This window comes from Hypericibacter terrae (assembly GCF_008728855.1).
Lineage (GTDB): Bacteria > Pseudomonadota > Alphaproteobacteria > Dongiales > Dongiaceae > Hypericibacter > Hypericibacter terrae.
This window is the reverse complement of sequence record NZ_CP042906.1, coordinates 3759320-3772099: the sequence shown is the minus strand read 5'-3', so window position 1 is coordinate 3772099 and position 12780 is coordinate 3759320. Positions and strand designations below refer to the sequence as shown.

The window sequence follows — 12780 nt, the reverse complement described above, 5'->3', positions numbered from 1 at the left end:
ATGCTGAGAATCACCTGCCCCTGGTGCGGCGAGCGCGACTACTCCGAGTTCCGCTATGGCAGCGATGCCAGCAAGGCGCGGCCCGCGCATGGCACGGGCGACCTGAAGGCCTGGCACGATCATGTCTTCCTGTTCGACAACCCCAAGGGTCCGCATCGCGAATATTGGCAGCATGTGCTGGGTTGCCGGCAATGGCTGGTGCTGGAGCGCGACACGGCGACCAACACGCCCGGCGCCGCCAGGTCCGCGCGCGAAGCCGCCGCCAAAGGCGGAGCCGGCCGATGATGAAGGGCAATTCTCATCGCCTGCCGCAAGGTGGGCGGATCGACCGCAGCCGGCCGCTCTCCTTCACCCTCGATGGCGCGCGGATCAACGGCTTTGCCGGCGACACGCTGGCCTCGGCGATGCTGGCCAATGGCGTGGCGCTGGTCGGCCGCAGCTTCAAATATCATCGTCCGCGCGGGCTGATGGCGGCCGGCATCGAAGAGCCGAACGGACTCCTCACGCTGGGTGAGGGCGGACGGCAGGAGCCGAACATTCCCTCGACCATGACCGAACTGGTCGAGGGGATCGTGGCGCGCCGGCAGAATGGCTGGCCGTCGGTCGAGTTCGACCTGATGGCGGTGAACTCGCTGGCGGCCCCGCTGCTGACGGCGGGCTTCTACTACAAGACCTTCATGGGGCCGACGCGCGGTTCCTGGATGTTCTACGAGCCCTATATCCGCAAGGCCGCGGGCCTGGGCGAGGGCACCTACGCGCCCGACCCCGACCGCTACGAGACCCGCCATGATTTCACCGATGTGCTGGTGGTGGGCGGGGGCCCTGCCGGCCTGGCGGCGGCGTTGACCGCGGGCCGCAGCGGCGCCCGCGTGGTGCTGGCCGAGCAGGATTCCGACCTGGGCGGCAGCCTGCTGTCGGAACCGAGCGAAGGCGCAGGCGCGAGCTGGATCGAGGATCGCAAGGCCGAGCTCCAGGCCCTGCCGAACCTCCGCATCTTCACCCGCAGCACGGTCTTCGGCGTCTATGACGGCAATACCGTCGGGCTGATCGAGCGGCGCGATCATCTTTCGCCCGATCCCAAGAAGGGCGAGGCCCGCCAGATCGTCACCATCCTGCGGGCCCGCGCGATCGTCTTCACGACCGGCGCCATCGAGCGGCCGCTGGTCTTTTCCAACAACGACCGGCCGGGCGTGATGCTGGCCTCGGCGGCGCGGACCTACCTCAACCGTTTCGCGGTGGCGCCCGGCAAGCGCGCCATCATCGCCACCAACAATGACAGCGCCTATCGCGCGGCCTTCGATCTGGCGGCGGCGGGGCTGAAGGTCACCATCGCCGATCTGCGCGGCGAGATCGCCCCGGGACTGCAGGCGATCGCCGCGCGCCATGGCATCGAGCTTCGCCCCGGCAACGCCATCCTCGATGTCGAGGGCGGCAAGTCGGTCAGGGCGGCGCGATTGGGTCCGGTGGGCCGCGCGGACTCGGGCGAGTTGCGCCCCTGCGATCTCGTCTGCATGTCCGGCGGCTGGTCGCCGACCGTGCACCTGACCTCGCATGGCGGCATCAAGCCGGTCTATCGCGAAGACATCGCGGCCTTCGTGCCGGGCGGTTTCGCCAAGGGCCAGTTCGGCGCCGGGGCGGTAGTCGGCACATTGGCGCTCGATGCGGCGATCGGCGAGGGCGCGGAAGCGGGTGCCAAAGCCGCCTCCCATGCAGGCCATGCGATCAGCGCCGCCAAGCCGGTTGCGCCCGCGATCGAGGGCGAGGGCGCCTACGCCATCGCTGCCCAGTGGGAGGTGAAGTCGAGCGCCCATGGCAAGGCCTTCGTCGATTTCCAGAACGACGTGACCGTCAAGGACATCGCCCAGGCCCATCAGGAAGGCTATCAGTCGGTCGAGCATCTGAAGCGCTACACCACGCTCGGCATGGGCACCGACCAGGGCAAGACCAGCAACATCAACGCGCTCGCGATCATGGCGGGTTTGCGCGACGTGACGATCCCGGAAGCTGGCACCACGACCTTCCGCCCTCCCTATTCGCCGGTGGCGCTGGGCGCGATCGCGGGGCGCAGCGTCGGCCATCATTTCCGCCCCGTGCGGCTCTCGCCGCTGCATGACTGGCATCTGGCCAATGGCGGCCGGATGACGCCGGCCGGGCCGTGGCTGCGCGCCTGGTATTACGATTGGGCCGGCAAGGATGCGGCCGAGGCTTACGTCAAGGAGATGGATCTCGTGCGGCACGGCGTCGGCATCGCCGACGTCTCGACCTTGGGCAAGATCGACGTGCAGGGCCCGGACGCGGCCGAATTCCTTAACCGCATCTATGTGAACGGCTTCGCCAAGCTGCCGGTGGGCAAGGCGCGCTACGGCGTGATGCTGAACGATGACGGGCTGGTGCTGGATGACGGCACCACCACGCGGCTTTCCGAGACGCGTTTCTTCATGACGACAACGACGGCGCAGGCCGGCGAAGTCATGTCCTGGGTCGAGTTCCTGCTGCAGGCGGCCTGGCCCGAGCTGAAGGTCCATGTCGCCTCGCTGACCGACGAATGGGCCGCGATGGCGGTCTCGGGCCCCAAGGCGCGCCAGGCACTGGCGCTGGCCTTCCCCCGCACCGAGGTCGGCGACAACCGGCTGCCTTATATGGGCGCGCTCGAATTCACCCATGACGGCGTCCCGGTGCGGCTGATCCGGCTCAGCTTCTCGGGCGAGCTCGCCTACGAGGTCTATACGCCGGCCGATCACGGCGTGGCGCTCTGGGAGCATATCCTGAAAGTCGCCGCGCCCCTCGGGATCAAGCCCTATGGGCTCGAGGCGCTGGCTTCCTTGCGCATCGAGAAGGGCCATGTGGCCGGGCTCGAGCTCGACCACCGCACCTCGCTCGACGATCTGGGGCTGGGCAAGATGGCCGGCAAGGAGAAGGCCTATATCGGCAGGGAGCTGCGCTTCCGTCCGCTGCTGCAGGCGCCGGAGCGCTGGAGCCTGGTCGGGATCGAATGCCTCGAATCCGACAAGCGGCTGCGGGGCGGCTCGATCCTGTTCCTCAAAGACGACAAGATCGAAGGCCATGGCCGCGGCTACATCACATCGGTCACCTGGTCGAACGAGCTGAAGAAATATATCGCGCTCGGTCTCTTCAGTGGCGGGCTCCGCCACGAGGGCGCGGAGATCCTCTGCGCCTATCCGGTCAAGAACGAGCAGGTGCGCGCGCGCATTGTCTCGCCGCATTTCATCGATCCCAAGGGGGAACGCCTCTATGCTTGAGCGGCGATCGGCGCTGGAGAAGGACCTGCAGCAGGGCGGCCATGAGGGCGCCAAGGGCGAGCGAGGCGTGAAACTGGGCGAAGTCCGCGGCTGGTCGCTGGTCCAGGCCTCGGGCTTTCCGGACCAGGCCGCTTCGTTCGAGGCGGCGCTGGCCTCGCTGTTGGGAGCTAGCCTGCCAGCCAGGGTCGGCGATGGCGTCTCGGTGCAAGGCCGCACCGTCATGCGCGTGGGCCCCGAGCATTTCTGGATCGTCGGACCCGAGAAGGACGATCTGGCCGAGCGTTTGTCGCAGACCGTGTCGCCCGCGGTCGGCTCGATCCTGCCGCTCTCGCACAGCCGTACGCGGATCTTCATCGAGGGCACGGCCGCGCGCGAGGTGCTCGCCAAGGGCATCCCGATCGACTTCGATCCCAATGTCTTCAAGCTCGGGCAGTTCGCCCTGACGGGCCTGCATCATACCCCGGTCCTGGTCCATCGCAGCGCCGCCGACCGCTACGAGATCTGTGCGATGCGGACCTTCGCCCACTCGATCTGGGAATGGTTCACCGACGCGGCGCTGCCGGTCGGATATGATGTGATGAGATAGAGCCAGAGTCACCCCTCCCCCTACCCCCTCCCGCAAGGGGAGGGGCTGGGACAACAAACATCTCACCCCCCTCCCCTTGCGGGAGGGGGTAGGGGGAGGGGTATTTCAGAATTGAACGCTGTGCCGATCGGCGAGCGCGCTCGAAGCTTCGCAGTAGAGCGTAGCGATCATATTTACTTCAGCGCCTTCAAGAACGCTCTCACCACCTTCGCCGCATTGTCCGACGCCAGCTGGAAGAACGTGCCGATCTCGTTCTCGCCTTCTCCCCCGCCGGCGAGGTCGGAGAGGCTGCGGAAGGCGATGAAGGGCTTGGCATTGACATAGGCGACGTGGGCGACCGCCGCGGACTCCATGTCGAGGACCTCGGCCGCGAACGCGCTTCGCGCATATTCGCGGAATTCCTTGTTGTCGACGAAGGCCTGACCGGAGACCCCGTTGCCGCCGACCACGATCCTGGGCAGATGGTCGAGGCAGTTTTGCGCGGCGCAGTCCTGCAGGACGGTCGTGCTAGCGACGGCCCTGGCGACGGCGAGGAGCCCAGGGTCGACGGGGAACCAGTTGCGCTTCTCCGTCTCGCCACCGTTGATGATCTTCACGGGCTGCGGATAGATCATGCCGAAATGGGCGGCCGGCTTATCGGCATGCGCCGGCAGCTCGTAGGTGCCGCTCTTCTCGCGGGCGAAGACCGCCTCGAGGTACTCGCTCCACTGCTCGGGAACCACCACGTCGCCGATCGTCAGATCCGGATCGACACCGCCGGCGATCCCGGAGAAGACGATCCGATCGACGGTGAAATGATCGAGCGCCAGCTGCGTCGTCATCGCCGCGTTGACCATGCTGATGCCGCTGAGGAACAGCAGCACCGGCTTGCCCTCGAGGGTGCCGGTCGCGAAGCCCGTTCCATTGACGGCGTGGTCCTTCCGGCCCTGCAGCTCGGACTGGAGTAGCACCCATTCCGGCTGATAGGCCGACATCACCGCGGTTCGCGGCGTGGTGTCGAGCGTCTCCGCCGCCGCGGGCGCTGCCGCCACGAATAGCGACAGCAGCAGCGCGGGGACGGTCAGCCATTTCAGCATCGGCGGCCTGCTCGTCAGCCGCGCATCCGCTTCGCTTCCGGGTCGAACAGCGGGTCGGTAATGATGGTCGCCTTGCGGCGTTCGCCGAGGATCTCGATCTCGAAGGCGCTCTTGGCCGTGTCGGCCGCGAGCTCCTTGGGCACATAGCCCTGGGCCAGCGACTTGTCGACATAATGGCCATAACCGCCGGACGTCACCCAGCCGATGACCTGGCCTTTGTGCCAGATCGGTTCGTCGCCCAGCACGTCGGCATCGGACGCCTCGACCACCATGGTCACGCGGCGCAGCTTGCCGCCGGTCTCCTTCTCCTTCACGGCGGCCTCGCGGCCGATGAAGTCGTTCTTGGTGAGATCGACGAAGCGGTCGAGGCCCGCCTCGAACGCGCCATAGATCGGCCGCAGCTCGCGATACCAGGTCGGGAAGTTCTTCTCGAGCCGCAGCGAGAGGAGGGCGCGCATGCCGAAATTGATCAGCCCCAGATCCTTGCCGGCCTCGTGGATCGCGAGGAAGAGGCGGCGCTGATATTCCGGCGCCACCCAGATCTCGTAACCCAGATCGCCGGAATATGTGACGCGGTTGATCATGGCCGGCAAATTGGCGATGTCCATGGAGCGATGATCCATGAACTTGAAGGCGGCGTTCGAGACATCCTCGTCGGTCAGGCGCTGCAGCAGCTCGCGCGACTTCGGTCCCGCGATCGAGAGACCCACCAGATCCATGTCGTAACGGCGGATCGCGACTGAGCCGTCGGCCGGCAGATGCTTCTCGAACCAGCGCATATGATATTTCTGCGCCTGGCTCGAGCCCCACATGATGAAGCGCTCATCGGACGCCTTGGCGATCGTGAAGTCGCCGATCAGCTTGCCTTCGGGATTGAGCATCGGCGTCAGGATGAGTCGGCCGGTGCGCGGCATCTTGTTGGTCATGAGCCGCGACAGGAAGGCCTCGGCGCCGGGGCCCATGAACTCGTACTTCGCGAAATTGGCGATCTCGGTGACGCCGACGGCGTTGCGCACGCCCAGACACTCCGCCTTGACGTGCTTGAAGTCGTTCGAGCGGTGGAAGGAGACGATGTCCTTGGGCTCGGTACCCTTGGGCGCGAACCAGAGCGGGGTCTCGAGGCCCCAGCTGTCGCCCATGACGGCGCCCTGCGCGATCATCACGTCATAGAGCGAGGTGGTCTGCTGCGGGCGCGCCGCCGGCAGCTCCTCGTTCGGGAAGCGGATCGAGAAGCGGCGCGAATAGTTTTCGCGCACCTTTTCGTTGGTGTAGGAGCGGGTCGCCCATTCGCCGAAGCGGGCGACGTCCATGGCCCAGACGTCGAAGCCCGGATCGCCATTCACCATCCATTGCGAGAGGGCGAGGCCGACGCCGCCGCCCTGGCTGAAGCCCGCCATGACGGCGCAGGCGCACCAGAAATTCTTCAAGCCCTGGACCGGGCCCACCAGCGGATTGCCGTCGGGCGAGAAGGTGAAGGGGCCGTTGATGATGCGCTTGATGCCAGCCTTGGCCATGGCCGGGAAATGCTTATGGCCCAGCTCGAGCGAGGGCGCGATGCGCTCGAGATCGGGCTCCAGCAGCTCGGTGCCGAAGTCCCACGGCGTCTGGCGCGGTTGCCAGGGGCGGCAATCTTTCTCATAGGTGCCGAGCACCATGCCGCTGCGCTCCTGGCGCATATAGATCTCGGCCTTGAAGTCGATCGCATGCGGCAGCTCGTGGCCGCGTTCCTTGTTGAAGGCGACGACCTCGGGCATCTCGTCGGTCACGAGATACATATGCTCCATCGCCAGCACCGGCAGCTCCAAGCCCACCATGCGGCCGACCTCGCGGGCCCAGAGGCCGCCGCAATTGACGACATGCTCGGCCTGGATGTTGCCCTGCTCGGTGATGACGTCCCAGCTCCCGTCCTTGCGGGGCTTGAGCTCCTTCACGCGCGTCTTGAGATAGATCTCGGCGCCGGCGATGCGTGCCGACTTGGCATAGGCGTGCGTTGTGCCGGAGGGGTCGAGATTGCCGTCGGCCTTGTCGAGCATGGCGCCGACGAAGTGCTTCGCCTCCATCAGCGGGAAAAGCTCCTGCGCTTCCTTGGCGGTGAGGAGCTCGGTCTCGAGGCCCAGATAGCGCGCGCGGGCATGCGCCATCTTCAGCCATTCCATGCGCTCCGGCGTGTCGGCCAGCATCAGCCCGCCCGAGCGGTGCAATCCGCAGGACTGGCCCGAGATCTTCTCGAGCTCGTCATAGAGGCCGATGGTGTAGCCCTGGAGCTTGGCGACGTTGGGATCGCCATTGAGGGTGTGGAAGCCGCCGGCCGCATGCCAGGTCGAGCCCGAGGTGAGCTGGTCGCGCTCGATCAGCACCACGTCTTTCCAGCCGGCCTTGGTCAGGTGGTACAGCACGCTGCAGCCGACGACGCCACCGCCGATCACGGCGACCTGGGTATGCGATTTCATCCGAGTGGTTCTTTCCTGAGTGTCGCTGGCCTGTGAGCCGCTGGAACAGTGACGGGCGCCGCACCTGGGCGACCTTGTCGGTCCCTCAGGCCGGTCGATGGGGGAGGATATCCCGGGGCGGCGGAGCCGTCCCGGGGCATCCCGGCGCCGGGGAGAATGCGTCGGCCGCTTTCAACCGGTCAAGGCGGAAGCCGGCGGGTTTCGGTCGGAAAACGCCCTCCCCGGGAAGGAGGGTCTCGCCTCAGGGAACCAGCACCGCGGCGCCTTCGATGCGTCCCTCGCGCAGCCGCGCCAGGGCATCGTTGGCCTCCGCCAGGGGAAAGGCCGTGGTCGTCGTGTGGACGGGAACCGCCTGGGCGATGGCGAGGAATTCCTCGCCATCCCGACGGGTCAGATTGGCCACCGAACGAACCATGCGTTCTTCCCACAGGATTCGATAGGGGAAGCTGGGGATGTCGCTCATGTGAATCCCGGCGCAGACCACGGTTCCGCCTTTTCCCGTGGCCCGGAGAGCGGCCGGCACGAGCGCACCCACGGGCGCGAAGATCAGGGCGGCGTCGAGCGGTTCCGGCGGCAGGCCATCGGAGCCGCCCGCCCAGACGGCACCCAGCCCGCGCGCGAAATCCTGGCCGGCCGTGTCGCCGGGCTTGGTGAAGGCGAAAACCTGCTGGCCGCGATGGCGCGCCACCTGGATGGCGATATGCGCCGCCGCGCCGAAGCCATAGAGACCCAGCTTTCCCGCATCGCCGGCGAGGCGAAGCGCCCGATAGCCGATGAGACCGGCACAGAGCAGGGGCGCCGCCTCGACATCGGAGAAGCGCGACGGGATGGGGAAACAGAATCGCTCATGCGCGACCGTGTAATCGGCGAACCCGCCGTCGATCTGGTAGCCGGTGAATCGCGCGCTGGCGCAGAGATTCTCCCGCCCGCTGCGGCAATATTCGCAAGCGCCGCAGGTCCAGCCCAGCCAGGGCACGCCCACCCGGTCGCCGGGATGAAGCTGCTCGACGCCAGGACCGGTCTCGGTCACGATTCCGACGATCTCGTGACCGGGAACCAGGGGAAGCTTGGGCGAGGTCAGTTCGCCGTCGACGATATGCAGATCCGTCCGGCAGACGCCGCAGGCATGGACGCGGATCAGGACCTCATGGGGACCCGGTCGGGGCGGGTTCGGTCGTTCTTCCAGGCGCAGCGCCGCCTGAGGTTTGGCAAGGATCATTGCGCGCATGGATCGGGTTTTCCGTAAGTCCCTGCCGCCGACGCCCATCCCATTCAACGACGGCGGAACATGACGACCAGCATACCCGCTTTACATCCCCATGGCAGCTTCCGACGCCGCCGTTTCCTTCTTCGGTTCGTCGATCTCGGTCATGGTCGCCTCCGTCAGCAGGAGCACGCTGGCGACGGAGACGGCATTTTCAAGGGCGATGCGCACCACCTTGGTGGGGTCGATGATGCCGGCTTCGACCAGATCGACATAGCGCTTCTGCGCGGCATCGAATCCCAGATTGCCTGCGCCCTCCAGCATGCGCGCGACCACGACGCCGCCGTCGACCGCGGAATTCTCGGCGATCTGCCGGGTCGGGATCTCGAGGGCGCGCCTTAGCACCTGGATGCCGGTCTTCTCGTCGCCGTCGGTCTTCGCCTCTTCCGCCGAGACGGCCTGAGTGCAGCGCAGCAGCGCCAGCCCGCCCCCCGGCACGATGCCCTCCGCGACCGCGGCCTTGGTGGCGCTGATCGCGTCTTCGAGCGCTTCCTTCTTCGATTTCATCTCGGCCTCGGCCGGCGCCCCTACCCGGATCACCGCCACGCCGCCGGCGAGCTTGGCCAACCGCTCCTGCAGCTTCTCGCGGTCGTAATCGCTGGTGGTCTTTTCGATTTCGCGGCGAATCTGCTGGATGCGGCCATCGATCTCGGCGCGCTTGCCGGCGCCGCCGATGATGGTGGTGTTGTCCTTGTCGACCACCACGCGCTTGGCCCGGCCCAGCTCCGCGATGGTGATATTCTCCAGCTTCAGGCCGAGCTCCTCGGAGATCAGCGTGCCGCCGGTCAGGATCGCGATGTCCTGCAGCATCGCCTTGCGCCGGTCCCCGAAGCCCGGCGCCTTGACGGCGCAGCTTTTGAGCGTGCCGCGGAGCTGGTTGACGATCAGCGTCGCCAGCGCCTCTCCTTCCACGTCCTCCGCGATCACGAGAAGGGGCCGCGCCGATTTCACCACCTGGTCGAGAAGCGGCAGCAGATCCTTGAGGTTGCTGATTTTGTGATCGAGCAGCAGCAGGAGGACGTCTTCGAGTGCCGTCTCCATCTTCTCCGGATTATTGATGAAATAGGGAGAGACGAAACCCCGATCGAACTGCATGCCCTCGACCACGTCCAGCGCGGTTTCGGTGGTTTTGGATTCCTCGAGGGTGATGACGCCCTCGTTGCCGACCTTCTCCATCGCGTCGGCCACCAACTCGCCGATCGCCGGATCGTTGTGGGCGGAGATGGTCGCGACCTGCGCCTTCTCCTTGCGCGTGCGGACGGGACGCGACATGGCTTTCAGCGCCTCGACCGCGACCCTGGTCGCGCGATCGAGGCCGCGCTTGAGATCGATCGCGCTGGCGCCCGCCACGACATTGCGGACGCCGTCGGCGAATATGGCATGGGCCAGAATTGTAGCGGTGCTGGTCCCATCGCCCACGACCTCGCCGGTCTTCTCCGCGGCCTGGCGCAGCATCTGGGCGCCCAGATTTTCCTCGGCGTCCTTGAGTTCGAACTCCTTGGCAATGGTGACGCCGTCATTGCAGACGATCGGCGCACCCCATTTCTTCTGGATCAGAACCGACTTGGAGCGCGGGCCCAATGTGACGCGCACCGCGTCCGCAAGCTGAGCGGTCCCGCGAAGGATTTTGTCGCGGGCGGCGGAGCGGAAGAGAACCTGCTTGTAGGCCATGGCGAATGATCCTCGACAATGGTGGTATCCAGCAGGGAGACGGCGCCAACATGATCGGAGGCCAAAGGAAAAGAGAGGGCCCGGTCGGAAGCGGGGTGGTGGTACCCAGGCGGCGCGAGCGCCGCCACCGTCCTACGACCGGGCCTCCAGTCATGAAGTCTTGATGGCAATCTTCTTTTCTTTGGGCTTCTTCTGAGCTTCGGGCGTTTTCGGCAGGGTCACGGTAAGGACGCCCTTCTTGAAGCTGGCTTCGACCTTGTCCGATTCCACGCCCTCGGGCAGGCGGAACGAACGCTCGAAGGAGCCGAATCGGCGCTCGGAGAGGTAGTAGTCTTTCTTCTTCTCCTCCTTCTCCTCGCGCTTCTCGCCCTTGATCGTCAGCATGTCGTCGGCGACCGTAAGCTCGATGTTCTTCTCATCCATGCCCGGCAGTTCCGCCGTGATCTCGTAGGCCGTTTCCTTCTCGACCACATCGACGGCCGGGGCGGAGGCCGAGAGCGCAGTGCGCCGCCAGAAAGGCTCGGTCTCGAACGGGCTGCGGCGGCTTGGCAGGCGCCAGAAGCCATGGCCGAAGTCTTCGAACAGCCGGTCGACCTCTTGCCGGAGGTTCTGAAACGGCTGCCAGACATCCGTGGACGGCGCGCGCTCGGCACTCTTTTCGCCGGGCTTTACCGGCACTTTTCCTTCTTGCTCAGCCATGAGGGGATACTCCTCGCTAGGGGGAATGATCACGAGCATTAAAGCGCCAACAACCGGTGTCCGACCTTGACATGTATCAATCCCGCCGCTGACCGGGGTGTGACGCTGCCCGATCGGGGGCAACCCAAGGCGCTGGAGCAGCCGCCGATTTCACGCCCGGCGATCGCGTGGGACGTCCGCCAGGGTCATTGTCGATCCTGCCCGGTGACTTCGCCCGCCCGGCCGACTATCCTCCCCCGGCCATCGACCGATTGTGCCTGGAAGGGATCATCATGCGGGTCTTCATTGCCGGCCTCGATACCGAGACCAATACCTTTTCGCCGATCCCCACCAGCGTGCGCGGCTTCGAGGACGGCTTCCTGGCGCGCGGCGACGCGACGCGCCGGCCCGAGAATTACTGCTCCTCCCAGCTTTTCGTCTGGCGCCGTCTGGCGGAGGCCCGGGGCTATCATGTGATCGAGGGCCTCTGCAGCTATGCCGAACCGGCCGGCGTGATCACCCGGGACGCCTATGAGGGCTTGCGCGAGGAGATCCTCGACGGCCTGCGGCAGGCGATGCCGGTCGATATCGTGTTGCTGGCGCTCCATGGCGCCATGGTCGCGGACGGATATGACGACTGCGAGGGCGACATCCTCACCCATGCGCGCAAAATTGTCGGGCCGAGTGCCGTGATCGGCGCCGAGCTCGATCTCCATTGCCACATCACGGACGCGATGGTGACGCAGGCGACGGCGCTGGTGGCCTATAAGGAATATCCGCATGTCGACATTCCGGAGCGGGCGGCCGAGCTCTTCACGCTCTGCGCCGACGCGGCCGAAGGTCATACCAAGCCCAGGATGGCGGTCTTCGACTGCCGGATGATCGGCACCTTCCGCACCACCGAGCAGCCCTTGCGCGCGTTCGTCGACAAGATGACGGCGATGGAGGGCAAGAACGGCATCCTGTCGGTGTCGCTGGGCCATGGTTTTCCCTATGGCGACGTGAAGGACGAGGGCGTCAAGACGCTCGTCATCGCCGACCATGACGAGAGCAAGGCCAAGGCGGTCGCCAAAGAGCTGGGGATGGAGGTCTTCGCCATGCGCGAGGCCATCGCCCCCAAATTCCTGACCATCGACGAGGCGCTGGACGCCGCGATGGCGCATAACGGCAACCCGGTCGTCATCGCCGACGTGACCGACAATGCCGGCGGCGGGGCGCCTGGCGATTCCACATTCTTCCTGCGGCGCATCCTCGAGCGCGGCATCACCGATGTGGCCAGCGGCTATTACTGGGATCCGATCGCGGTCCGGTTCTGCATGGATGCGGGCGTGGGCGCCAATCTCGACCTGCGCGTCGGCGGCAAATGCGGGCCCACCTCCGGCGATCCGGTGGATCTCAAGGTCACGGTGCGCGCCGTCGCCGACATGGTGACGCAGCGTTTCGGCGACGCGCCCGACCCGATGGGCCCCTCGGTCTGGATCTCGGCCCAGGGCGTCGATCTGGTGCTGACCACCCTGCGCACGCAGGTGTTCCATCCCGAAGGCATGACCAAGCTCGGCATCGACCTGTCGAAGCGCAAGATCGTGGTGGTGAAGTCGACCCAGCATTTCCATGCGGGCTTCGCGCCGATCGCCAGCAAGGTGCTCTATGCCGCGGCGCCGGGTGCGTTGACCAAGGATTTCGCCAAGATTCCCTATCGCAATATCACCCGGCCCTTCTGGCCGAAGGTCGCGAACCCGTTTGCGTGACGCGTCGCCTCTATCCCCTCCCCCGTCTTCGCAGGGCTGTCCGGGGA

Annotated in this window: 9 protein-coding genes; 4 read left to right on the top strand and 5 right to left on the bottom strand. The window is 66.2% G+C overall.

What is annotated here, in order from left to right:
* The 3 genes from FRZ44_RS17115 to FRZ44_RS17105 are packed head-to-tail and all read left to right on the top strand — an operon-like array spanning position 1 to position 3846.
* A complete protein-coding gene (locus FRZ44_RS17115) occupies positions 1–285 on the top strand; it encodes a sarcosine oxidase subunit delta (protein WP_151178325.1) in 285 nt (94 codons plus the stop codon).
* Complete coding sequence (locus FRZ44_RS17110) at positions 282–3260, top strand: sarcosine oxidase subunit alpha family protein (protein ID WP_263641895.1); 2979 nt, start codon at positions 282–284, stop codon at positions 3258–3260. The genes FRZ44_RS17115 and FRZ44_RS17110 overlap by 4 nt, the downstream gene beginning before the upstream one ends.
* Positions 3253–3846, top strand: a complete 594-nt coding sequence (locus FRZ44_RS17105) for a sarcosine oxidase subunit gamma (protein ID WP_151178324.1) — start codon at positions 3253–3255, stop codon at positions 3844–3846. The genes FRZ44_RS17110 and FRZ44_RS17105 overlap by 8 nt, the downstream gene beginning before the upstream one ends.
* Positions 3847–4019: 173 nt before the next feature.
* Here FRZ44_RS17105 and FRZ44_RS17100 read toward each other — a convergent pair whose 3' ends face one another.
* The 5 genes from FRZ44_RS17100 to FRZ44_RS17080 form a co-directional block, all read right to left on the bottom strand.
* Entirely contained in the window at positions 4020–4922 is a 903-nt protein-coding gene (locus tag FRZ44_RS17100; protein ID WP_191908150.1) for a 5'-methylthioadenosine/S-adenosylhomocysteine nucleosidase, read from the bottom strand.
* Between the two features lie 14 nt (positions 4923–4936).
* Positions 4937–7372 carry a GcvT family protein gene (locus FRZ44_RS17095; RefSeq protein ID WP_151178323.1) on the bottom strand — a complete coding sequence of 812 codons (2436 nt, stop codon included), beginning with the start codon at positions 7370–7372 and terminating at the stop codon, positions 4937–4939.
* A 241-nt stretch (positions 7373–7613) separates the two neighbouring features.
* Positions 7614–8600 carry a zinc-dependent alcohol dehydrogenase family protein gene (locus FRZ44_RS17090; protein ID WP_151178322.1) on the bottom strand — a complete coding sequence of 329 codons (987 nt, stop codon included), beginning with the start codon at positions 8598–8600 and terminating at the stop codon, positions 7614–7616.
* A gap of 81 nt (positions 8601–8681) precedes the next feature.
* Positions 8682–10307, bottom strand: a complete 1626-nt coding sequence (groL, locus tag FRZ44_RS17085; protein WP_151178321.1) for a chaperonin GroEL — start codon at positions 10305–10307, stop codon at positions 8682–8684.
* Positions 10308–10457: 150 nt separating this feature from the next.
* Positions 10458–11006: an Hsp20/alpha crystallin family protein gene (locus FRZ44_RS17080; protein WP_151178320.1), complete on the bottom strand. Its 549-nt coding sequence runs from the start codon at positions 11004–11006 to the stop codon at positions 10458–10460.
* 272 nt (positions 11007–11278) lie between these two features.
* On the opposite strand from FRZ44_RS17080, the gene FRZ44_RS17075 reads away from it, so the two are divergent.
* Positions 11279–12733, top strand: coding sequence for a M81 family metallopeptidase (locus tag FRZ44_RS17075; RefSeq protein WP_151178319.1), 1455 nt, complete (start codon positions 11279–11281; stop codon positions 12731–12733).
* The last annotated feature ends 47 nt before the right edge of the window (positions 12734–12780 follow it).